Origin of the sequence: Nocardia sp. CY41 (assembly GCF_009829325.1) — a bacterium.
Lineage (GTDB): Bacteria > Actinomycetota > Actinomycetes > Mycobacteriales > Mycobacteriaceae > Nocardia.
Genome location: NZ_VUOS01000017.1, coordinates 175216 through 198321, shown reverse-complemented (window position 1 = coordinate 198321; position 23106 = coordinate 175216). Strand labels below are relative to the sequence as shown.

22 protein-coding genes are annotated in these 23106 nt (G+C 69.0%); 15 read left to right on the top strand and 7 right to left on the bottom strand.

What is annotated here, in order from left to right:
• The first annotated feature begins 24 nt into the window (after positions 1-24).
• Positions 25-666, top strand: coding sequence for a GNAT family N-acetyltransferase (locus GVY64_RS19680; RefSeq protein WP_159843475.1), 642 nt, complete (start codon positions 25-27; stop codon positions 664-666).
• Positions 667-678: 12 nt separating this feature from the next.
• Here the strand turns inward: GVY64_RS19680 and GVY64_RS19675 are convergent, their stop codons facing one another.
• Entirely contained in the window at positions 679-1575 is an 897-nt protein-coding gene (locus tag GVY64_RS19675; RefSeq protein WP_159843473.1) for a LysR family transcriptional regulator, read from the bottom strand.
• 113 nt (positions 1576-1688) lie between these two features.
• On the bottom strand, positions 1689-2606 hold the full coding sequence (locus GVY64_RS19670; protein WP_159843471.1) for a LysR family transcriptional regulator: 918 nt from the start codon (positions 2604-2606) through the stop codon (positions 1689-1691).
• A gap of 140 nt (positions 2607-2746) precedes the next feature.
• Between GVY64_RS19670 and GVY64_RS19665 the strand changes: the two genes are divergently transcribed.
• Together GVY64_RS19665 and GVY64_RS19660 are read left to right on the top strand one after the other, a co-directional pair.
• Positions 2747-4132: an MFS transporter gene (locus GVY64_RS19665; protein WP_159843469.1), complete on the top strand. Its 1386-nt coding sequence runs from the start codon at positions 2747-2749 to the stop codon at positions 4130-4132.
• Positions 4129-4875, top strand: coding sequence for a 3-hydroxybutyrate dehydrogenase (locus GVY64_RS19660; RefSeq protein WP_159843467.1), 747 nt, complete (start codon positions 4129-4131; stop codon positions 4873-4875). Before GVY64_RS19665 ends, GVY64_RS19660 begins: the two co-directional genes overlap by 4 nt.
• Positions 4876-4883: 8 nt before the next feature.
• Here the strand turns inward: GVY64_RS19660 and GVY64_RS19655 are convergent, their stop codons facing one another.
• Positions 4884-5477, bottom strand: coding sequence for an SACE_7040 family transcriptional regulator (locus GVY64_RS19655; protein WP_159843465.1), 594 nt, complete (start codon positions 5475-5477; stop codon positions 4884-4886).
• A 93-nt stretch (positions 5478-5570) separates the two neighbouring features.
• On the opposite strand from GVY64_RS19655, the gene GVY64_RS19650 reads away from it, so the two are divergent.
• From GVY64_RS19650 to GVY64_RS19625, 6 genes are all read left to right on the top strand, one after another.
• Positions 5571-7169, top strand: a complete 1599-nt coding sequence (locus tag GVY64_RS19650) for a carboxyl transferase domain-containing protein (RefSeq protein ID WP_159843463.1) — start codon at positions 5571-5573, stop codon at positions 7167-7169.
• 5 nt (positions 7170-7174) lie between these two features.
• On the top strand, positions 7175-9220 hold the full coding sequence (locus tag GVY64_RS19645; protein ID WP_159843461.1) for an acetyl/propionyl/methylcrotonyl-CoA carboxylase subunit alpha: 2046 nt from the start codon (positions 7175-7177) through the stop codon (positions 9218-9220).
• On the top strand, positions 9217-10377 hold the full coding sequence (locus GVY64_RS19640) for an acyl-CoA dehydrogenase family protein (RefSeq protein WP_159843459.1): 1161 nt from the start codon (positions 9217-9219) through the stop codon (positions 10375-10377). Before GVY64_RS19645 ends, GVY64_RS19640 begins: the two co-directional genes overlap by 4 nt.
• The gene (locus GVY64_RS19635) at positions 10374-10859 is read left to right on the top strand and encodes a MaoC family dehydratase (protein WP_159843457.1); all 486 of its coding nucleotides are present in this window, start codon (positions 10374-10376) and stop codon (positions 10857-10859) included. Before GVY64_RS19640 ends, GVY64_RS19635 begins: the two co-directional genes overlap by 4 nt.
• Positions 10860-11202: 343 nt before the next feature.
• Entirely contained in the window at positions 11203-12015 is an 813-nt protein-coding gene (locus GVY64_RS19630) for an HpcH/HpaI aldolase/citrate lyase family protein (RefSeq protein ID WP_201298068.1), read from the top strand.
• Between the two features lie 31 nt (positions 12016-12046).
• Positions 12047-13996: an acetoacetate--CoA ligase gene (locus GVY64_RS19625; RefSeq protein ID WP_159843452.1), complete on the top strand. Its 1950-nt coding sequence runs from the start codon at positions 12047-12049 to the stop codon at positions 13994-13996.
• 133 nt (positions 13997-14129) lie between these two features.
• Here the strand turns inward: GVY64_RS19625 and GVY64_RS19620 are convergent, their stop codons facing one another.
• A complete protein-coding gene (locus tag GVY64_RS19620; protein ID WP_159843450.1) occupies positions 14130-14312 on the bottom strand; it encodes a hypothetical protein in 183 nt (60 codons plus the stop codon).
• Between the two features lie 409 nt (positions 14313-14721).
• Between GVY64_RS19620 and GVY64_RS38735 the strand changes: the two genes are divergently transcribed.
• The 5 genes from GVY64_RS38735 to GVY64_RS19600 all read left to right on the top strand — a co-directional run bounded on the left by GVY64_RS38735 (position 14722) and on the right by GVY64_RS19600 (position 20476).
• Positions 14722-14853: a hypothetical protein gene (locus GVY64_RS38735; protein ID WP_268895650.1), complete on the top strand. Its 132-nt coding sequence runs from the start codon at positions 14722-14724 to the stop codon at positions 14851-14853.
• A gap of 288 nt (positions 14854-15141) precedes the next feature.
• Entirely contained in the window at positions 15142-16383 is a 1242-nt protein-coding gene (locus tag GVY64_RS19615; protein ID WP_159843447.1) for a TetR/AcrR family transcriptional regulator, read from the top strand.
• Between the two features lie 149 nt (positions 16384-16532).
• Positions 16533-17777: a TetR/AcrR family transcriptional regulator gene (locus tag GVY64_RS19610; RefSeq protein WP_159843445.1), complete on the top strand. Its 1245-nt coding sequence runs from the start codon at positions 16533-16535 to the stop codon at positions 17775-17777.
• A gap of 290 nt (positions 17778-18067) precedes the next feature.
• Positions 18068-18955 (top strand): aldo/keto reductase, encoded by an 888-nt coding sequence (locus GVY64_RS19605; RefSeq protein ID WP_159843426.1) that lies wholly within the window; start codon positions 18068-18070, stop codon positions 18953-18955.
• Positions 18956-19147: 192 nt separating this feature from the next.
• A complete protein-coding gene (locus tag GVY64_RS19600; protein WP_159843424.1) occupies positions 19148-20476 on the top strand; it encodes a cytochrome P450 in 1329 nt (442 codons plus the stop codon).
• Positions 20477-20732: 256 nt separating this feature from the next.
• On the opposite strand, the gene GVY64_RS19595 is transcribed toward GVY64_RS19600, so the two are convergent.
• A complete protein-coding gene (locus GVY64_RS19595) occupies positions 20733-20999 on the bottom strand; it encodes a hypothetical protein (protein ID WP_236566995.1) in 267 nt (88 codons plus the stop codon).
• Between the two features lie 6 nt (positions 21000-21005).
• The gene (locus GVY64_RS19590) at positions 21006-21194 is read right to left on the bottom strand and encodes a hypothetical protein (protein ID WP_159843422.1); all 189 of its coding nucleotides are present in this window, start codon (positions 21192-21194) and stop codon (positions 21006-21008) included.
• A gap of 150 nt (positions 21195-21344) precedes the next feature.
• Between GVY64_RS19590 and GVY64_RS19585 the strand changes: the two genes are divergently transcribed.
• Positions 21345-22796, top strand: coding sequence for a helix-turn-helix domain-containing protein (locus GVY64_RS19585; protein ID WP_159843420.1), 1452 nt, complete (start codon positions 21345-21347; stop codon positions 22794-22796).
• A gap of 72 nt (positions 22797-22868) precedes the next feature.
• Here GVY64_RS19585 and GVY64_RS19580 read toward each other — a convergent pair whose 3' ends face one another.
• The gene (locus GVY64_RS19580) at positions 22869-23087 is read right to left on the bottom strand and encodes an MbtH family protein (protein ID WP_159843418.1); all 219 of its coding nucleotides are present in this window, start codon (positions 23085-23087) and stop codon (positions 22869-22871) included.
• Positions 23088-23106 lie beyond the last annotated feature (19 nt).

Below are 23106 nucleotides of genomic sequence, written 5' to 3'. Positions count from 1 at the left end.
CACGGACTCCGGAAACACGGGGAAGTGTCGGGAGCGACCGATGCCTCGGCAGCGCGACAGGTCCTGTCGTCGCACAAATCAGATCGCGCCGCAGAGGGGAGACGGCGCGAGATCCCGCAGTCGGCCATCGAACACGCGACTGTGGCGGATGTGCCGGGTCTGGTCAACGCACTACTGCGGGGATGTGAGAAGGCCTATGAGAATCTGCCCGGCGCCGAAACCGGCGGAGTACAGCGGCTCATCGCCGACATGGCATCGCGAAAACATCGAGAGCTCACGACATCGCTTACCGAGTACGGGCGAACCTTCTTCGTGCATCGCGCCCCCGATGGGCAGATCACCGGCTTCGTCGAGGCCGCGCGGCGACCGAATGGCGATGGGCAGCTCTACGCGTGGCACATTCTGCCGGAGTATCACGCCATGGGCATAGGGCGCGCCTTGATGCGCGAAGCGCTGCAATTCTTCGGTGATGTCGATGTCCACTCCAATACGACGATCCGCACCGAAGCCTATGCCGCGCATCTGAAGTTGGGGTTCTCGCCCGTCGGTCCCCCGACCGGGACGCCACCTCCGATGCAAGCGGCTGGGCTCGTCGCGGAACAACAGCAACTGATGCTGCCTCGCAGCGCCCGCGCGGAACTGCTGAAGCGCTGGGATCGAGCGTGAGAGGCGGCTTTCTCAACCCCGTTCCAGCGCACCCAGGTCGCGGACTACTCGGGCGAGAGCGCGAATCTGCTGGGTCTCCGACTCCGTGCGCCAGACCAACGCCCAGCGAACCAGCGGGGAATCGCTGATCGGCGTATAGGTGATGCCCGGGCGCGGATAGTACCGAGCGATATGACTCATGCAGCTCGTGAAGACCTCGCTTGTGCTGGCGCTGACCAGGATGTCTTCCAACGTCGAGATGGGCGCGACGCGGTGGATGGGGCGCCCGGAAGGAGTGTGGAAAGGGCTGACCGCGTCCTCCCAGTAATCGGGCAGAGGGTCGGCAGGCGCGAGTACGCCGCGATCGCCGAAAGTCTCCATCGATATCCATTTTTCACCCGCCAGTTCATGATTGTCGGGCATCAACGCCACCATGCGCTCGGTGAAGATGGTCGGCCCCACAGTCAAGCCCGGTTCTTCGACGGGGAGCCAGGCGATGACGATGTCGGCTTCGTCGCGGCGCAGCGGGCCGAACTGGTCACCGAATTCGCTACTGCGGATACGCAGTTCCCAGGTGGGATGGTTACGACGGAACGCATCCCAGAACGGCTGATAGTCGGAAGGGTTGTAGCCGATCATGGCGACCCGCAACACATCGGAGATACCCCGCGCGCTCTGGCGGGCGTGTTCGATGGCTCGGACCACGCCGTGATAGTTCGGCAGCAGTTCGGCGTACAGCCGGCTCCCGATCGGAGTCAGCTGGATATTGCGTGGATTGGAGCGATCGACGAGACGGGCGCCGATGCGGCGTTCCTGATTCTTGATGGACTGGCTGATCCGCGCCTGGGACAGGTGCAGCCGTAGTGCGGTGCGACCGAAGTGCAGTTCCTCGGCCAGTATCAAGAAGATCTCGATGTCCCTGAGCTCCACCGGGGCCCTCCTGGTCGATTTCGTTTCCTTCGCCGCCTGGTCGACGTAGTTCTATGGTGTCGCACGACGCACGGGCCGAGCCCGTCTTCCCTGGGTGGTCGAGCCGAGGACCGTCAACGACCGCGACCGAGGAGGGTGTCGCGCTGGTCGGCGACCATGGCGCGGATCGCCGTGACGACGGCGGCTACTTCGGGGCGGCGGAGGGTCTCGGTGCGGGCGACGAGCCAGTAGCCGAGGGTCACGGTCACCGAATCGGACAGCACGCGAACGAGATCCGCGTGACGGTCGGCCATGAAGCAGGGCAGCAGACCGAGGCCCGCCGACGCGCGCGTGGCCTCCACGTGCACGAAAACGTTGGTGGAGGAGACGGATTCGCGCATGGTGGGCGCGAAACTGGAGGCCAGGTCGAGATCGTCGACCTGCAGCATCGAATCGATGAAGTAGACCAACGGATAGCGCGCCAGGTCCTCGATGGTCGCGGGCGCGCCGTGCTCGCGCAGATATTCGCGGGAACCGTAGAGGCCGAGGCAGTAGTCGGCCAGATGCGTGGCGGTGGCGCGATGCACCTGCGGCCGGCCGACCACTATCTCGAGGTCGAGTCCCGACCGCTGCTGCGAGGCGCGCCGGGTGGTCGCCACGATCTCCACCGAGATCTTCGGGTGCCGCCGCCGCACCTCCGCGGCCGCGGGCGCGGCGATGTAGGCGCTGAACCCGTCGGTCGCCGAGATCCGGACCACGCCCTCCAGCACCCGGTTGCCGCTCTCGTCCGCGGCCAGTGATTTCACCGCCGACTCCACCGCCTCCGCCGCGGCCAGGGCCTCCCGGCCGAGATCGGTCAGTTCCCAGCCACCGGCCACCCGGGTGAGCACGCGGCCGCCGAGGGTCTGCTCCAGCGCGGCGATACGCCGGGAGATGGTGGTGTGGTTGATGCCGAGCTCTTCGGCCGCGGTCACGAATCGGCCGGAGCGCCCGACGGCCAAGAGCACGAGAAGGTCGTCCGCGCTGGGACGGCCAGCAGAGGCCGGACGCATATCTGCATCTTTGCAGAGCCGAACTGCATTAATGGTCATTGCGGCGCAAATCGTCTGCACTAATACTCGGTGCAGCCGAGCAATGTGGGGGCCGTCACATCGAGATCGAAGTGTGGCCGCCGGCACGAAGGAGAAGTGCGATGAGGGAGCACAGCGCCGCGACGACAGCGGCGGCGGATTCCGGCGGGACGACCAGCGGCCTGCGCCGCGTGGTGGCCGCGTCGATGGCGGGCACCGTCGTGGAGTGGTACGAGTTCTTCCTCTACGGCACCGCCGCCACGCTGGTGTTCAGCAAGGTGTTCTTCGCCAAGGGCACCAGCGACCTGGACGCCATCCTCGCCGCGTTCATCACCTACGCGGTCGGGTTCGCGGCGCGCCCGCTCGGCGGCGTGGTCTTCGGGCACTTCGGTGACAAGTACGGCCGCAAGAAGCTGCTGCAGTTCAGTCTGGTGCTGGTGGGCAGCGCGACGTTCCTGATGGGCTGCCTGCCCACCTTCGGGCAGATCGGCTACTGGGCGCCCGCGCTGCTGGTGACGCTGCGCTTCATCCAGGGTTTCGCGGTCGGCGGGGAGTGGGGCGGCGCGGTGCTGCTGGTCGCCGAGCACAGCCCGAGCCGCAGCCGCGGCTTCTGGGCGAGCTGGCCGCAGGCGGGCGTGCCCGCGGGCAATCTGCTGGCGACGGTGGTGCTGCTCGTACTCACCTCCACGCTGTCGGACGAGGCGTTCCTCGGCTGGGGCTGGCGGGTCGCGTTCTGGCTGTCGGCGGTCGTGGTGCTGATCGGCTACTACATCCGCACCAAGATCACCGACGCGCCCATCTTCGTCGCGGCGCAGAAGGAAGCCGAGCAGCTCGAGGCGACCTCGCTGAGCGTGGTCGAGGTGCTGCGCCGCTACCCGCGCGGCGTGCTCACCGCGATGGGGCTGCGTTTCGGCGAGAACGTCATGTACTACCTGGTGGTCACGTTCACCATCACCTACCTGAAGACACAGGTGCACGCCGACACCGCGGTGATCCTGTGGTGGCTGCTCGCCGCGCACGCGGTGCACTTCGTGACCATCCCGCTGGTGGGCAGCCTGTCCGACCGCTTCGGCAGGCGGCCGGTCTACCTGATCGGCGCGCTCACCGCGGGCACCTGGGGCTTCTTCGCCTTCCCGATGATGGACAGCGGGCACAACGTGGTCATCATGTCCGCCATCGTCATCGGCTTGATCTTCCACGCCTTCATGTACGCCGGACAGCCCGCGATCATGGCCGAGATGTTCCCCACCCGGATGCGCTACTCCGGTGTGTCGCTGGGCTATCAGGTGACCTCGATCGTGGCCGGTTCGCTCGCGCCGATCATCGCCGTCCGGCTGCTGAACACCTACCACTCCGCGGTGCCGATCGCCTGGTACCTGGCGGGCGCCGCGGCGGTGAGCGCGATCGCCGTGCTCGTCGCCCGAGAGACGAAGGGGCTGACCTTGGAGAGCATCGATCACGCCGACGCCGCGACGCTCGGCGCGCGGGCCGAAGTGACCGTGCGATGAGTGCTCTGGCTGGGCGCAGCGCCCTGGTCACCGGCGGCGCGAGCGGCATCGGCGCGGCGTGCGCTCGCGCCCTCGCGGCGCGCGGCGCGACGGTCACGGTCGCGGACGTCGACGAGGCAGGCGCGAAGACCGTGGCGGGGGAACTGGGCGGCAGGGCGTGGGCGGTGGATCTGCTCGACGTCGCGGCGCTGGAAGACCTGGCGCTCGACGTCGACATCCTGGTGAACAACGCCGGGGTGCAGCACGTCAGCCCGATCCAGGAGTTCGCGCCGCAGCGCTTCCGCGACCTGCTCACGCTGATGGTCGAGGCGCCGTTCCTGCTGGTGCGCGCGGCGCTGCCGCACATGTACCGGCAGGGCTGGGGACGGATCGTCAACATCTCGTCGGTGCACGGCCTGCGGGCCTCCGAATACAAGGTCGCCTATGTGACGGCCAAACACGGGCTGGAAGGCTTGTCGAAGGTCACCGCCCTGGAGGGCGGTCCGCACGGCGTGACGAGCAATTGCGTCAACCCGGGCTATGTGCGGACAGCGCTGGTGGACAAGCAGATCGCCGACCAGGCCAAGGCACACGGCGTGCCCGAGCAGGAGGTGGTGGAGAAGATCCTGCTCACCGAGAGCGCGATCAAGCGCCTCGTCGAGCCGGAGGAGGTGGCGTCGCTGGTGAGCTGGCTCGTGTCGCCGGAGGCGGGCATGGTGACCGGCGCGGCCTACACGATGGACGGCGGGTGGAGCGCTCGATGAGGGGGCGCTCAACCCAGCGCGGTCAGCGCCATCCCGCGCAGCACCGGCCGGGCCCGTGCGGCGGTCGCCTCGCTCGCGCTGTGCGGGGTGGAGTTGATCAGCCCGAAGACGGCGTGGGCCTGCACCCGCGCCGTCTCCTCGGGTAGCTCCGGATGCAGCTCGCGCAGCACGCCCACCCAGATCTCCACGTACCGGCGCTGGGTGCGGCGGATCTCACGACGGGCGGCGGCGGGCACGTTGTCCAGATCGCGGTCCTGGATGCGGATCAGCTCCGGTTCGCCCAGCGCGAAGTCCAAGTGGTGATCGACCAGCCCGGCCAGCGCCTGTTCGGCGGAGTTCGCGCCCGCCACCACCGCCTTGCCGCCGTCGAGCAGGCGCTGGCTCACCCCGACCAGCAGCTCGACCAGCAGCGCCTCTTTGTTCGGGAAGTGCCGGTAGACCGCGGGGCCGCTGATCCCGACGGCGGCGCCCAGGTCGTCCAGGCGCATGCCGAGGAAGCCGCGGTCGGCGATCAACCGCGCTCCGGCCTCCAGCAGTTGTGTCCGGCGTTGCGCCTTCAGTTGCTCGCGACGAGTAGGCGCGACGGATTCGGCACTGGTCACACGCGTTCCTTTCCGCCGACCTGGACAGTTCGGTTAATCAAGACTAACCTGAATTCCAGTTATCGTCGACTAACTGGACGACAGGATGGCGTGATGACCGTTACCGAAGAGGCCGTCGGAAACCGCGCCGCGCACGCGGCGCTGGCCGACGACCTGCGCGCCCGGCTGGCCGCCGCGGCGCTGGGCGGGCCCGCGAAGGCGCGCGACCGCCACGTCGCGCGCGGCAAGCTGCTGCCCCGGCAGCGCGTGGACCAACTGCTGGACCCGGGCAGCCCGTTCCTCGAGCTCTCCCCGCTGGCCGCGACCGGGATGTACGGCGACGAGTCCCCCGGCGCCGGGATCATCACCGGGATCGGCCGGGTGTCCGGCCGGGAGTGCGTGATCGTGGCCAACGACGCGACGGTCAAGGGCGGCACCTACTACCCCATGACGGTGAAGAAGCATCTGCGCGCGCAGGAGATCGCGTTGCAGAACCAGCTGCCGTGCGTGTATCTGGTCGACTCCGGCGGCGCGTACCTGCCGCGCCAGGACGAGGTTTTCCCCGACCGGGAGCACTTCGGGCGGATCTTCTACAACCAGGCGACCATGAGCGCCAAGGGAATCCCGCAGATCGCCGCGGTGCTCGGCTCGTGCACCGCCGGTGGCGCCTACGTGCCCGCGATGAGCGACGAGGCCGTGATCGTGCGCAACCAGGGCACCATCTTCCTCGGCGGCCCGCCGCTGGTGAAGGCCGCGACCGGTGAGGTGGTCACGGCCGAGGAACTCGGCGGCGGCGAGTTGCATTCGCGCACCTCCGGTGTCACCGACCACTTGGCCGAGGACGACCAGGACGCGCTGCGCATCGTGCGCCGCATCGTGGCCACCCTCGGACCGCGCACGCCGGTCCCGTGGGACGTGCGTCCCGTCATCGCGCCCGCCGCGCCGGAATCCGAGCTCTACGACGTGGTGCCGGTGGATCTGCGCACCCCCTACGACGTGCGCGAAGTGATCCACCGCCTGGTCGACGGCACCCCCGAGGGCGAGAGCGGCTTCCACGAGTTCAAGGCCGGATACGGCAAGACCTTGGTCACCGGATTCGCGCACATCCACGGACATCCGGTGGGCATCGTCGCCAACAACGGCGTTCTGTTCAGCGAATCCGCCATGAAAGGCGCGCATTTCATCGAGCTGTGCGACAAACGCAGCATCCCGTTGCTGTTCCTGCAGAACATCACCGGCTTCATGGTCGGCCGCGACTACGAGGCGGGCGGCATCGCCAAGCACGGCGCGAAGATGGTGACCGCGGTGGCCTGCGCGCGCGTGCCGAAGCTCACCGTCGTCATCGGCGGCTCCTACGGCGCGGGCAACTACTCGATGTGCGGGCGCGCGTATTCGCCGCGCTTCCTGTGGATGTGGCCGAACGCACGCATCTCGGTGATGGGCGGCGAGCAGGCGGCGTCGGTGCTGGCGACCGTGCGCGGCGACCAGCTCGACAGCAACGGGCAGCCGTGGTCGGCCGAGGACGAAGAGGCGTTCAAGGCCCCGATCCGGGAGCAATACGAAAGTCAGGGCAACCCGTACTACTCGACGGCCAGGTTGTGGGACGACGGCGTGATCGATCCCGTCGACACCAGAACCGTTCTGGGGCTGGCTCTCTCGGTGTGCGCGCAAGCCCCGCTCGAACCCGTTTCCTACGGCGTATTCCGGATGTGATGACGATGCTGAACAGATCCGTTCCCGTCGGATTCGACACCGTGCTCGTCGCCAACCGCGGCGAGATCGCGGTGCGGGTGATCCGTACGCTGCGCGCCTTGGGAATTCGCTCGGTGGCCGTCTACAGCGACGCCGACGCGGACGCACGCCACGTTCACGAAGCCGACACGGCGGTGCGCCTCGGCCCGGCTCCGGCCCGGGAGAGCTATCTCGCCATCGACCGGGTGGTGGCCGCCGCCGTGCGGGCCGGCGCGCAAGCGGTGCACCCCGGCTACGGGTTCCTCTCGGAGAACGCCGCGTTCGCCGCCGCGCTGGCCGAGGCGGGCATCGTGTTCCTGGGCCCGCCGGCCCGCGCCATCGAGGTGATGGGCGACAAGATCACCGCGAAGAACACCGTGGCCGCGTTCGGCGTCCCGGTGGTGCCCGGCATCGCCACGCCCGGCCTGACCGACGACGAGCTGATCGCCGCGGCCGCCGAGGTCGGTTTCCCGGTGCTGGTCAAGCCGTCCGCGGGCGGCGGGGGCAAGGGCATGCGCCGGGTGGACGATCCGGCCCGGCTGCCGGAGGCGCTGCGCAGCGCCCGGCGCGAGGCCGCCGCCGCGTTCGGTGACGACACGCTGTTCCTGGAACGCTTCGTCACCCGGCCCCGGCACATCGAGGTGCAGGTGCTCGCCGACCAGTTCGGCAACGTGCTGCACCTGGGCGAACGCGAATGCAGCCTGCAGCGCCGCCATCAGAAGGTGATCGAGGAGGCGCCCTCGCCGCTGCTGGACGCGGCCACCAGGGCCAGGATCGGCGCCGCCGCCTGCAACACCGCGCGCAGCGTGGACTACGTGGGCGCGGGCACCGTGGAGTTCATCGTCTCCGCCGACCGTCCCGACGAGTTCTTCTTCATGGAGATGAACACCCGGCTACAGGTCGAGCATCCGGTCACCGAGCTGGTCACCGGCGTCGACCTGGTGGAATGCCAGGTCCGGGTGGCGGCCGGGCAGAAGCTGGCGGTGGCGCAGGACGACATCCGCATGGTCGGGCACGCGATCGAGGCCAGGGTGTACGCGGAGGATCCCGGGCGCGGGTTCCTGCCCACCGGCGGCACCGTGCTCGACCTCGACGAGCCGGAGGGCCCCGGCGTGCGGGTCGATTCGGGCCTGCGGATCGGCACGCGCGTCGGCAGCGACTACGACCCGATGCTGTCGAAGGTCATCGCCCATGCCGCCGACCGCCCGGCCGCGCTGGCGAAACTGGATCGCGCGCTGGCCGACACCGTCCTGCTCGGCGTCACCAGCAATATCGAATTCCTGCGTGTCCTGCTCGATGACCCGGACGTGACCGAAGGGCGGCTGGACACCGGCCTGCTGGATCGGCGGGTCGCCGACTTCCGGCCCGCTTCCGTCGGCGACGACGTGTTCGTCGCGGCGGCGGCATGGCACTGGTTGCGCCGCTGGCCGGCCGCGCCGCGCGATCCCTGGGAGGTGCCGTCCGGCTGGCGGATCGGGACCGACGCCCCCACTCCCATCCGGCTCGCGGGCGGCGAGCGGGTCGAGCACGTCTATCTCTCCGGCACGCCAGGAAACGGGGCGGTACGAGTCGATGAGGGCGAAAGTCGTTCGCTGAGCGCGTCGTTCACCGCGTCCACGCCGTCCGCGGGCGTGCTCACGCTCACCCTGGACGGTTTGCGCCGCACCTACCGGGTCGCCGAACAGGACGGCCTGCTGTGGGTGGCGGGACCGTCCGGCATCGCGGCGCTGCGCGAAGTGGCCGAGGCCAACGTGCGCGGCGGTGACGAACACGTGGGCGACGCCGAGATCCGCTCCCCCATGCCGGGTTCGGTGATCGCGGCGCCGGTCGCTTCCGGCGCCGTCGTCGCCGCCGGAGATCCGGTGGTCGTCGTGGAGGCGATGAAGATGGAGCACGCGCTCACCGCGCCGGTCGCCGGAACCGTCGAACTACTGGTCGAGCCGGGTGCCCAGGTGCGCCTGGACCAGGTGCTGGCGCGCGTCGTCGCGCATGCCGAAACGAATCACACCGAACGAGAAGGAATCCCCGCATGACCGACTTCCTGTCCACCGGCACGCTGCCGGAGGAGTACCGCGATCTCGCGCTGACCGTGCGCGACTTCGCGCGGTCGGTGGTCGCTCCGGTGGCGGCCGAGCACGACGCCAACCACACCTTCCCCTACGAGGTGGTGGCGGGGATGGCCGAGATGGGCCTGTTCGGCCTGCCGTTCCCCGAGGAGTACGGCGGCATGGGCGGCGACTACTTCGCGCTGTGCCTGGCGCTCGAGGAACTGGGCAAGGTCGACCAGAGCGTGGCGATCACGCTGGAGGCCGGTGTGTCGCTGGGCGCGATGCCGATCTACCGCTTCGGCAACGACAAGCAGAAGCAGGAATGGCTGCCGCAGCTGACCAGCGGCCGCAACCTCGCCGCGTTCGGGCTCACCGAGCCGGGCGCGGGCAGCGACGCGGGCGGCACCAGGACCACCGCGGTCGCCGACGGCGGCGAATGGATCATCAACGGCTCCAAGCAGTTCATCACCAACTCCGGCACCGACATCACCAAGCTCGTCACGGTGACCGCCGTGACCGGGAACACCGGCGGCAAGAAGGAGATCTCCACCATCCTTGTGCCGACCGACACGCCCGGTTTCGTCGCCGAACCCGCGTACAACAAGGTCGGCTGGAACGCCTCCGACACCCATCCGCTCAGCTTCACCGACGTGCGGGTACCCGAGGAGAACCTGCTCGGCGAGCGCGGGCGCGGCTACGCGAACTTCCTGCGCATCCTCGACGAGGGGCGCATCGCCATCGCCGCGCTCGCGGTCGGGGCCGCGCAGGGCTGCGTCGAGGAGAGCGTGCGCTACGCCAAGGAGCGTGAGGCGTTCGGCTCGGCCATCGGCCGCAACCAGGCCATCGCCTTCAAGATCGCCAGGATGGAGGCGCGGGCGCACGCCGCGCGCACCGCCTACTACGACGCGGCGGCGCTGATGCTGGCGGGCAAGCCGTTCAAGAAGCAGGCTTCCATCGCGAAGCTGGTGGCCAGCGAGGCCGCCATGGACAACGCCCGCGACGCGACACAGATCTTCGGCGGCTACGGGTTCATGAACGAATACGCCGTCGCGCGGCACTATCGCGACAGCAAGATCCTGGAGATCGGGGAAGGGACGACGGAGGTGCAGCTGATGCTGATCGGCCGGGAGCTGGGCCTGTGACCCGCCGCACGGTCGTGCAGCGCGGCCTGTGGTTCGAGGAGTTCGACACCGAGGTGATCTACCAGCACCGGCCCGGGCGCACCATCACCGAGGCGGACAACGTCCTGTTCACCACGCTGACGATGAACACGCAGGCGCTGCACCTGGACGCGGCGTTCAGCGAGCAGTTGCCCCCGTTCAACCAGCGGCTGGTGAACTCGATGTTCACCCTGTCCACCTTGATCGGGCTGTCGGTGGCGCAGCTGACCCAGGGCACCATAGTGGCGAACCTCGGCTTCTCGGAGGTCGCGTTCCCCAAGCCGGTGTTCCACGGCGACACGATGTACGCCGAGACCGTGGTCACCGACAAGCGCGAGTCGAAGAGTCGTCCGGGGGAGGGCATCGTCACCTTCGCGCACACCGGGCGCAACCAGCACGGCGACGTCATCGCGACCGCTGTGCGCAAGACGCTGGTGCGCAAAGCTCCGCAGGACGCGGCATGAACCGTCCGTTCCGGCGCGGACAGCGCAGCGCCGACACGAATAGCGCCGGGGATGTCCACAACCGACACACCACGAGCAGCCCCGCGCGGAGTCGGCAGCGCAGCGCCACCACACACACGCCCGCGAATACCGGCATCCGACACCGCATGAACGGCCCGGCCCGAAGTCGGCAGCGCAGCGGCACCACGCGCACGCCCGCGCGTACCGGCAACCGACACACCACCAGCGGCCCGGCCCGGAGTCGGCAGCGCAGCGCCACCACGCGGGACGTCGCACATGTCCACAACGTGAGCGGTCGGGTCTGGAGATGGCGGGTCCGCCCGCATACCGGAGGTGCTGCCGCGTGAGCTGGCAGATGGCGGGCCCGGCGTGGTTGTTCTGCCCGGCCGATCGTCCGGAACGTTTCGCGAAGGCGGCGGCCGCGGCCGATGTGGTGATCCTCGACCTCGAGGACGGCGTCGCCGCGCCCGACAAGGCGGCGGCGCGCAAGGCGCTGCTCGCCACCCCGCTGGACCCCGAGACCACGGTGGTGCGGGTCAACGCGGCGGGCACGCAGGACCACGCGCTCGATCTGGCGGCGCTCGCGGACACCGCCTACCGGCGGCTCATGCTCCCGAAGTGCGAGTCCGCCGAACAGGTTACGGCGCTGGACGACTACGAGGTGATCGCGCTGATCGAGTCGCCGCTCGGCGCGCTCACGGTCGGCGAGGCGATGACGGCGAGCAACGCGATCGGCGCAATGTGGGGCGCGGAGGATCTGATCGCCGGGCTCGGCGGCACCGCGAGCAGGCACGCCGACGGCAACTACCGCGACGTGGCCGTGCACGTGCGCTCCACCACGCTGCTGGCCGCCAAGGCGTACGGCAAGTTCGCGCTGGACTCGGTGTATCTGAACATTCGCGATCTGGACGGACTGCGCGCGGAGGCCGAGGACGCGGTCGCGATCGGCTTCGACGCCAAGGTCGCGATCCACCCGAGCCAGGTGCCGGTGCTGCGGGCCGCCTACGCGCCCTCCGCGGAAGAGCTCACCTGGGCCAGGCGGGTGCTGGCAGAAGCGCCGAAGCACCGCGGGGTCTTCGCCTTCGAGGGCAGGATGGTCGATGGCCCCGTGTTCCGGCACGCCGAGCAGATCGTGCGGCGCGCCGACCGCGCCTGAGCACCGAGTTTCCACAGTCAGGAGGACCGCGATGCAACCGCAATGGGTGCCGACCGAACAAGACATCGCCGAGGCGAGGATCACCGACTTCGCCCGTTTCGTCGCCGACCGCACCGGCGTGCGCGCGGCCGACTATCACGAGCTGTGGCAGTGGTCGGTGCGGGATCTCGCCGGGTTCTGGCACGCGCTGTGGGACTACTTCCAGCTCGGCGAGATCGCGGGCGAGGTGCTGGCGAACGCCGAGATGCCGGGGGCACAGTGGTTTCCCGGTACCCGGCTGAACTACGTGGACCAGGTGATCCGGCAGCTGCGCACCGACCGGCCCGCGATCAAGGCGGTCAGCGAGGACGCGCCGGTTCGCGAGGTCTCCTGGGCCGAATTGATCGACCACACCGCCGCTTTCGCGCGGACGCTACGGTCGCTGGGTGTGCGGCCCGGCGACCGGGTGGCCGGATATCTGCCCAACATCCCGGAGGCGGTGGTCGCGTTCCTGGCCACCGCGAGCATCGGCGCGATCTGGAGTGCCTGCGGGCAGGACTACTCGCCCAAGGCCGCGCTGGACCGGCTCGGGCAGCTCGAACCCACCGTCCTGGTCACCGCCGACGGCTATCGCTTCGGCGGCAAGCCGCACGACAAGCGCGACGACATCGCCGCCTTGCGCGCGGGTCTGGACACACTGAAGGGCACGGTCGTGGTCTCGCGGCTCGGGCTGGCGGTGCCGGACGCGACCTCGTGGGAGGACGCGGTGACCAGTACCGAGTCGGCGCCGCCGGTGATCACCACGGAATCGGTGAATTTCGACCACCCGCTGTGGATCGTGTTCTCCTCCGGCACCACCGGCCTGCCGAAGGGCATTGTGCACGGCCACGGCGGGGTCCTGCTCGAACACCTCAAAGCCGTTGCGCTGCAATCGGATATCGGTGTCGAGGATACGTTCTTCTGGTACACCAGCCCGAGCTGGATGATGTGGAACTTCCAGATCGCGGGCCTGCTGGCAGGGGCGACCATCGTCACCTACGACGGCAGCCCGACCGCGCCGGCTCCCGACGCGCTGTGGCGGATCGCCGCCGACGTGGGCGCCACCGTGCTGGGCGCCAGCCCCGGCTACGTGCTGGCGTGCATCAAAGCGGGCGCGGTGCCGCGCACCGATCACGACCTGTCGGCCCTGCGCACCGTCGGCATCACCGGTTCCGCGCTGCCCACCTCCTCGGCGCTGTGGCTGGGCGAGAACGTCGGCGAGCACGTCCAGGTGTCCTCGATCAGCGGGGGTACCGACGTGGTGTCCGCGTTCATCGGCGGCGTGCGCACCGTGCCGGTGTGGCCGGGCGAACTCTCGGCGCCCTACCTCGGGGTCGCGCTGGACGCCTACGATCCGGCGGGGCAGCCGGTGCGCGGCGAGGTGGGCGAACTCGTCGTCACCGCGCCGATGCCGTCCATGCCGGTCGCCTTCTGGCGCGACGAGGACCGAAAGCGTTATCACGACGCCTATTTCGACGTGTATCCCGGCGTGTGGCGGCACGGCGACTGGATCACCATCACCGATCACCACAGCGTCATCGTGCACGGCCGCTCGGACTCCACGCTCAACCGGCACGGCATCCGGATGGGCAGCGCCGACATCTACCAGTCCGTCGAACGACTTCCCGAGATCGCCGAGGCCCTGGTGATCGGCGCCGAACAGCCCGACGGCGGCTACTGGATGCCGCTGTTCGTGACCCTTGCCCCCGGCGCGGAACTCACCGACGAGCTGAAGACCCGCATCAACAGCACCATCCGCACCGAGGTCTCCCCCCGCCACGTCCCCGACGAGATCATCCTCGCCCCCGGCATCCCGCACACCCGCACCGGCAAGAAACTCGAGGTCCCGATCAAGAAGCTGTTCCAGGGCGCCGACCCGAGCCGCGTCGTCGAACGCAGCGCGGTCGACAACCCGGACCTGCTCGACTGGTACGGCACGATTCGGCCCGGCGGGCAGGGGTGAGCGCGCTCCCGAGCGCGCCGGGACGCGGGAGTTCGCACATCTTCCAGCGCCGACCACGCGTCGACGCGCTCACCAGGTCGAGGGAATCTCGTGGCCGACCGAGGCCGTCGCCAGTTCGACTGTCACGCATCAGTCATCTCCGGTAGGCGCGTCCGCCGATGGACGCGGTGAAGACCGCCGCCCGCGCGCCACGGGCGGCGTCCAGGTTGCGCTTCTCCTGCGGGGTGAGCCGATAGCGCGCCGTGATCCGCCGTATCGCGCCGGTCACGGCGCCCAGCACCGGGATGGGGTCTACCGGCCGCAAAGCCAACGCCATGACGAACTCCTTACCAGGAATACGCACGGGTACAGGCGGATTCGATCGCAAAGGTCCACGAAGGTCGGCGATGCCGGCCAACGCGCGGACCGCCGGTTGCGCAGCGAGATCAGGTCGCAATCGACGCCCGGACATGTCCGGGATTCGGCGCCGGGTGCGCTGCACCAACGCCCGCGCAACCCGATGCATGCCGGGCGCGGTGATTCCGTTGCGGGTCACGCACCGGGCCCGCGGCCATCCGGCATGGACCGGTGCCAGCGTTTCTCCTGGCGTTGAGGCGACAGGCCTACCCCGACGTCGCCGTGTTCCGCCCCGCCCGCTTTCTGGACGGCGAGGTGGCCCCGAACACCTGGCTGCCGTTCGGCGGCGGTGCATCGGCGCGGGGTTCTCGCTGCTGGAGGGTGCCGTCGTGCTGCGGGAAATCCTCCTCCGGCACACCCTTTCGCTCCCGGTCGGCGGCAAGTCCGACCGCGACACGATCCGCAACATCACCACGGTGCCGCGCGGCCGGGCGCGGGTGGTGGTCGCCCCACGCGGGTAGCGTTTATGTGAACAATTATTCTTTGTCTGATCAGCTCTTGTACTGGACATATATTCGTGTAAGTTTGTCTTTGTTCGACAACCATTCTCGGCTCTGCGTTCCTGGTGCCCCCCGCTCGGCCGAGGCCGGTTGTCGACTTCCGGACGCACCGGCACGCACGTACCGCCTTCTGGCCTGCCGGCGCGCACCGGAGAACAGGTACAGCTCCCGGGGGCCGCTCATCCCCGGGAGCCGTATCCCGTGACGCGGCGAGCCCGGCCATACGGCCAGGTCGTTACGATGTTCGTCATGAGTGTCGACAATCGCCGTACGGCGCGGAAGGCGAGCAGCGGCGACTCGGCACCTCGCGAGATCCGGCGCAGGCCGAAGAACCGCCGTGCCCAGATCGCCGCGGCGTCGGCGGCCGCGTTCGGCGCGCTCGGCTACCACGGCGTGAGCATGGACGACATCGCTTCGGGTCTCGGCATCAGCTCCGCGGCGCTGTACCGCCACTATCCGAGCAAATACGCGCTGTTCCGGGAGGAACTGCTGCGCGTCGGTCAGGCGATGACCGAATCGGTCGAGCTGCCCGAGGAGGCGGCCGACTGGTCCGCCGAGCAGCGGCTCCGGCACGTGCTCGACGCGCTGATCGCGGTCACCATCGACAACCGCCCTACCGTCACGCTGGTGCGCTGGGAGGTCAGATACCTCGAGCCCGACGACCAGATCACGCTCAACGAGCAACAGGCCACGGTGCTCGGCGCGCTGGGCGGCCAGCTGTCCGCGCTGCGCCCCGAACTCGCCGAGGACGACGTGCGCGTGCTGCGCGCGGCCCTGCTCAGCACGATCACCAGCATCGCCGACCACCACGCCGCCTTGCCGGCCAAACCCCTTGCCCGCCTGCTGCATTCGGCATGCTGGGCGATCGCCTACGCGAAGCTGCCCGCCACCCGCGCGGTCGAGCCGGTCGCCGTGGTGGAGATCCCGGACTCGTTCAAACACGAACTGCTGCTGCGCAAAGCGGTCGAACTGTTCCACGAGCGGGGCTATCCGAACGTCAGCGTGGAGGACATCGCCACCGCCGCAGGGCTTTCGGCCGCCTCGGCGGTGTACCGGTTCTACCGCGGCAAGAGCGACATCCTGGCCGCCGCGTTCCGCCGGGCCGCCGAACGGGTTTCCGGCGCGATCGGCCCGGCCGTGGCGGCGGCCACCGATTCCGAGGACGCGCTCACCGCGTTGATCACGCAGTACGTCGCGGGATCGTTCGCCGAACGCGCCCTCACCTTCGTGTATTACACGGAATTCCAGCACGTGCCCACCGAGGAACGCACGGTGCTGCGCAACATCCAGCGGCTCAGCGTCGAGGAGTGGGCCCGGCTGCTGCGCGAGGTGCGCCCGGAACTGACTCCGGCGGAGGCGCGCATCCTCGTCCACGCCGCCTTCGCGGTGGTCGTCGACCTGGGCCGCGCCTTCGGCAACGAGCCGCTGGCCGCTCAGGACCGGGTGCGTCTGCTGATGCAGCTGGTGCTCTTCAGCCGACCCGCGCGATAGTCACGTATGTTATCGCTGATTCTCGATCCGATTGATTCATAGTGCGACCTGGAAGTCGAATCTCGGATTATTTGTGATCTATCATTCACTTGTTCCCCAGACAGGGTCGCCTGCGTGTACCAAACGTTCGGTTGGGCTACCATCGCGGCATGGGTGCCCAGGATCGCCACGCTGCGGACAAGGCGGCCGACGGGACACCGGCACGGGTGATCCGGCGCCGACCACGCGATCGTCGCGCCCAGATCGCGGCCGCGTCGGCCGAGGCGTTCGGCGCACTGGGCTACCACGGCGTCAGCATGGACGACATCGCCTCCCGGCTCGACATCAGCTCCGCGGCGCTGTACCGCCACTACCCGAGCAAATACGCGCTGTTCCGCGAGGAAGTGCTGCGGTTGGGCACGGTCAGTCAGGAAGCGGCCCGGCTCCCCGAGGCCACGAGCCTGCCCGCCGGACAACGGCTCACGCGCGTGCTCGACGCCCTGATCGCGGCCGCGATCACCAATCGGCGCAGCGCCGCACTGCTGCGCTGGCAGCGGCGCTACCTGGAGGAGGAGGACGCGGCCACCCTGGCCGGCCAGCTCGCGGGCGTGAACGCGACGCTCACCTCGCTGCTCGGCGCGACCCGGCCCGCGCTGTCCAAGGCCGACCGCGCCGTGCTCGCCGCGGCGGAACTGAGCGTGCTCAGCAGCATCGGCGATCACCACGTGTCCATCCCGGTGCGGGCGCTCACCGCGCGGCTGACCGCGGCCTGCCACGCGCTGGCCGCGTGTGAGCTGCCGCCGCCCGGAAGCGCCGAGACCGAGAGCTTCGCCGCGACCGAGATACCGCTGACCTTCAAGCACGAGTTGCTGCTGATGCGCGCGGTCGAGCTGTTCCACCAGCACGGATACCCGAACGTCAGCGTGGAGGACATCGCCTCCGCCGCCGGGCTGCCCGCCTCCTCGGCGGTGTACCGGTTCTACCGCGGCAAGGGCGACATCCTCACGGCCGCGTTCCGCCGGGCGGCGGACCGGGTGTCGGCCGCCATCGGACCCGCCGTCACCGCCGCCGAGACGCCCGAACAAGCTCTCGACACCCTCATCGAGCTGTACGTGGCGGGTTCGTTCGCCGAGCGCGAGCTGACCTTCGTCTACTACGCCGAGATCAGCAACGTGCCGCCGGAGGAGCGCACCGTGCTGCGCAACATCCAGCGCCTCAACGTCGAGGAGTGGGCCAAACTATTGGTCGGCGTGCGACCCGAGCTGTCCGCCGCCGAGGCGCGCCTGCTCGTGCATGCCGCCTTCGCGCTGGTCGTCGACCTGGGCGAGCGTTTCGGCTCCACCGACCCGGCGTGCTCGCCCCGGCGCGTGATCCGCTTGATGCAAACGATCCTGTTCGACCGGCCCGCGGGGTAGCGCTGCCCCCGAACCGCCGCATTCGAGTGCCGGTTCGCTCACGGTGGCAGAAGTCCGGGTCCGGGTACGGTGGGGTCCGTGCCTCTGCCGAGGCGTGCCGATGCGCCGGAGGTGAGGCGCGGCCTCGGCTCGGTCGCCAGATCTCGCGGGAGGGTTTACGCCATCGGCGAACACCGCGGCGGGAATCGACCTCGCGACAGCGCTGTTGCGGCAGAGAAGAGCGCGTGCCCGGACGGGTGCGGCGCTCAGGGAGTATTCGCGCAGTTTCCGGCTTCGGAAGGAAGATCCTCATGAGCACAGATCTCGACGCGCAGCCCGCGGCGGCGTCCGGAACCTTCGCCCTCGGCGGCGATCTTCCGGTGCATCGGCTCGGGTACGGCGCGATGCAGTTGACCGGTCCCGGCGTGTGGGGCGACCCCAAGGACCCGGACGAAGCGGTACGGGTGCTGCGCCGCGCCGTCGAACTCGGTGTGAACTTCATCGACACCGCCGACTCCTACGGCCCGTTCGTCAGCGAGCAGCTGATCCGCAAGGCGCTGCATCCCTATCCCGAAGGCCTGGTGATCGCCACGAAGGCCGGGCTGACCCGCCAGGGCCCCAACGAGTGGCGTCCGGTCGCCCGGCCCGAATACCTCCGCCAGCAAGCGGAACTCAGCTTGCGCCACCTCGGCGTCGACCGGATCGACCTGTACCAGTTGCACCGCATCGACCCTCAGGTACCGCTGGCCGACCAGCTCGGCGAACTCGTGGCGCTCCAGCAGGAAGGCAAGATCCGGCACATCGGCGTCTCGCAGGTGACCGTCGAGCAGCTACGCGAGGCACGCGAGCTCGCCACCATCGTCTCGGTACAGAACCTGTACAACCTGGCCAATCGCGCCGACGAGGACGTGCTGAACTACGCCGAGCAGGAGAACATCGGCTTCATCCCGTGGTTCCCGATCGCCACGGGAGAACTCGCCGCCCCCGGCGGCCCCCTGGCGGCCATCTCCGCCGAACACGGCGCGACCCCGGCCCAGCTCGCCCTGGCCTGGCTGCTGCGCCGCTCCCGCGTGCTGCTGCCGATCCCCGGCACCTCCAGCGTCGCGCACGTCGAAGAGAACATCGCCGCCGCGCGAATCGAGCTGACGGACAAGGAGTTCGAGGCACTGTCGGCTGCGACCGGGTCTGCCGGAAACTGACCCGGTCCGGCTGTCGGGCAGCACGACGGACCGGGCATGCTTCCCGGCGAATGTGATAGGTGGCGATGGCGCGGGTGGCGGTTGTCGAGGATTGTTGAGGGCCAGCGACATTCGTTGGTCATGCGCGGCGGGCTCGACCGCCGGGCGTGACGGCGGTTGAGATGAGTCCGGTAGATCCACAGGAGCGGCAGTATGACGTCGAGTTCGGTGAACACCCCGATTTCCCTGCGCGAGCTGCCGCGGTTGCGAACTCGGCACCTCGGGCGGGTCGGGGGTCTGCTGCGGCCGGGTACGCAGCGTTCGCCGTTGCTGTCGCTCGGCGAGCGGTTCGTCATGTCGGCGCCCGGATTTCCCACCATGCTGGTCACGCGAAACATGGACGACGTACGGGAACTGTTGTCGCACGAGGACTTTTCCCTGGGGCAGCTGCTGCGCCGGTACTCGACGCACGACGCGCTGTTCGGCACGCAGACGCTGATCTTCCTCGACGGCGAGGACCATCGCCGGGAACGCAAGGTGCTGGCCCCGCCCTTCCAGAGCAAGGCCTTGCAGACATACGAAGATCTCATGGCGGACGTGGTCCGGAGCGAGTTGCCGACCTGGCCGGTCGGCGAGCCGTTTCCCTTCGTGGACGTGGGATACCGGCTCGCTCTGGGTGTGCTGCTGGGAGTCGTGTTCGGTGACATGCCGCCGGAGCGGATGACGCGGCTGAAGGAGGCGCTGGGCCGCTGGTTCGGCGCGATCGAGAGTCCCGGCTTCCTCGCCGTCACGGCGATCACCCTGCTCGCGGGCGGCTACACGCCGCCCTATCGGCCGCTCCTGCGAGGGCAGGCCGAAGTCGACGCGATCATCGCCGAAGAGATCGCCGAACGCCGGGCGGCACCGGACGACAGGCGCGACGTGCTGTCCCGGTACGTCGGCACCGAACTGGACCCGCACGATGACGGCACGCTCGTTCGCAATATGCGCGGCATGCTGCTGGCCGGGTACGAGACCACCGCGATCACCCTCGGCTGGATCGCCGCCATGCTGACCACCCATCCCCGGGCGATGGCGGAACTGGACGCCGCCGTCGACGCGGGCGACGACGCGCGGCTCGACGCCTACCTCGACGCCGTGGTCGCCGAAACGATGCGGATGCGCCCGGTCAGCCCGTTCACCGGGCGGCGGGCGCTGCGCGACACGGTGCTCAACGATGTCCGCATTCCCGAAGGCGCCGTGGTGATGGTCCCGATCCTGCTCATCCACGAGTCCCCCGAGCACTATCCGAATCCGGAAGAATTCCGCCCCGAACGTTTCCTCGACGGACGCATCGACGGACGTACCTGGCTCACCTTCGGCGGCGGCAGGCACCGCTGCCTGGGAGCACATTTCGCCCTTCTCGAAGCACGCATCCTCTTCCGCACGGTCCTGCGCCACTATCGCTTGGACCACAACCCCGGCCCCGTCGAACCGCCCCGCCGCTACCACCCCGGCATCAGTCCCGCCCACAACGCGCTGGTCACCCTGCGCCCACGATGACGCGAGCGGCACACCATCGAGAGTTGTAGTCGCGATTCGCCGCACCCGTGTGCCACTCGCGTCTTCGGGTAGATGTTCCCCTCCGACATCGACTCGGAAATGGGAGGGAGGGAGGGGGCCTCGCATCTCGGGGGTGGGGAGATGCGAGGGCCTGGGTGCTGTCGGGGCTCCCTCGCCGTAGTCCCGAAGCACGGGGTGAACTTCGCTGTCGTGCGGATCGCGCGTCAAGGCAGCTAGTTCGGCGCGCTGACGCTCGTCAGCGCGAGTATCCGTCGGCCCGGCTGTCGGGAACTACCCGGCCGGAGGCGACGAGAGTGCGGAAGGCCGCTTGCTTGCGGGGGCAGGCGTCGGCGCGGCAGGGGCGGTGACCCTGCATCACCCGATGCGCCTGTTCGATGGTGAACGGCTGCTCGGGTGGCCGGTGGGCGTCCTCGGCGCCGCCGTGCGGCAGGCAGGACCCGACGCCGACGATCGCGGCCACCAGCAGCGTGCACACGCCGAGCATGCCCAGCAGCGGTTCCACGGCGGATCACCGATCGGCGGCCTGCCGGAAACAGAACGCCGAGGCGGTTAGATACTGCCTGCACTGCGCGCCGTGCCCGGCGTGCACGGCGCAGAGGAACCGCGCGCGCTCGTAGGTCAGGCCGAGCGGTTCCTGGGTGCAGTCGCGACTCTGGATCAGCCACAGTTCCCGGACATCCGCAGACAACACATCCATCTTCCACCTCCATCAGCGCAGTGCACCCGGCACCGAGAAGGCGCCGCCGGACCGCGCTCGACACGGATGGATCGGGCCGTGTCGGGACCGTGCGCCGGGTTCCGGTCGATGGGCGCCCTCGACAGGGTTTGGGCGGACCCCCGATGCCGGGTGCGATTCAACAGTGCGCGTTGCGATTCGGTAGATAACAGACCCGAATGCGGTAATTGCGAGTACTTTCCGTTTGTAGCGGCCTGGAGCGAGGAAGAGAGACCTATGGTGGAGGTCGACTGGACGGGCGAAGCTGTACTTGCGCTTCGCACGGCGATGAAGCGAAGCCGTTACGAATTCGCCCGTCTGGTGGGCGTCACACCGCGCACCGTGGTCCTGTGGGAGAACGGCCGGACAACCCGGATGCACGCCGCTAGCCAGCGTCTCCTCGACAGGGTCCTGTCGGGGGTCGATTCCGTCGTCGCCGAACGATTCGAGCGTGCGATCGTCACGGGCCGGGAGACCGCCCCCGACTACGAAAGCGCCGATTCGGCGCCCGAAAGGCACACCAAGCTCGGTAGGGAAATCGGGCTCGACAAGGAAGTCGAGGAAGACGACGTGAGAAGGCGAGAACTGCTGGCCTGCATCGGCGCCGGCCTGGCAGGCCAGGCGGCGGACCTGGTGGCGAGCGAACCGGAACGGATGCTGGCAACCCTCGACGCGGGGTCGATCAGCGAACGCAGACTGGCGTTCCTGGAGCAGTCGGCCGAGGTCCTCGGCACGCGGGTGGTCCAGGTGCCGCCGCACGAGCTGCTGCAGACCGGGCTCGAGCAATTCCGGATGGTGCGCGGCTGCCTCGGCGAACGGCAGCCGACCCATCATCAGGTCCGGCTGGTGCGCACGGCGGGCCGGCTGGCGAACGTGGTGGGCGAGATCCTCTTCAACGAGGGGCATTTCGGTCAGGCGCGCATGTGGTATGCCACCGCGATCCATGCCGCGCAGGACATCGGCGACCGCTATTCGGAAGACATCGCACTGGCCGGACTCGCCTATTTGCCGACCTATAGCGATAAGCCGAAGGAAGTTTTGCAGTTACTCGACGGCCGCTTGCAAGAAAATCCGTCGTACGGCGCGGCAGCCGCATGGTTGTGGGGAATGGCGGCGCGTGCGCATGCCAGTCTCGGGCACGCCGACGAATTCGCGCGCTGTATCGCACGATCGGCATCGGCTTTGGAAGACGTCGGGCCAGAAGACCTTTCGGTCGGTATTTTTTCTTTCCGGCCGGAGAAACTCGCTTTTTATCAGGCGATCGGATATTCCCGCCTCGGCCGCGCCGACGAGACCGCCGTGGCGGCCGCTCGCGCCATGGCGCTCTACGACCCGTCCGAGACCATGGAACCGGCCTTGGTGCGCTTCGAGCACGCCACGGCGCTGCTGGCCTCGGGCGAGATCGACGAAGCCTGCGCGGTGGCGACCAGCGCCATCACGAACGCGCACACCTACGTCGGGCTCACGGTCACCAAGCGCGCCAAACAGTTCGACTCGGCGCTCGGCGGCCTGCGCACCAAGGCGGTCAGCGAATGGCGGCAGCACGCGCACGCGGTGATCGACTCCGCGCACACGAAGGCCTGAGCCCGGAGACGGGGCGGGGCGCGCCGGTCGGCAGGGGGGATGTGGACCGGCGCGCCCCGCGCATTCAGGTGGTCACTTCGTTTCGCCGGACATGGCCTCGATGAGCGAGTTGGGGCGCATGTCCACCCAGTGGGTCTCCACGTACTCGAGGCAGGCTTTGCGGTTGGCGGCCCCGTAGGCGATGGTCCAGCCGCCGGGGACGGCGGCGAAGACCGGCCATAAGGAGTGCTCGCCCTCCTGGTTGATCAGGACGTAGAACTTGGCGTCGTCGTTGTCGAACGGGTTGGTCATCTCGGTTTTCCTTCTTCCT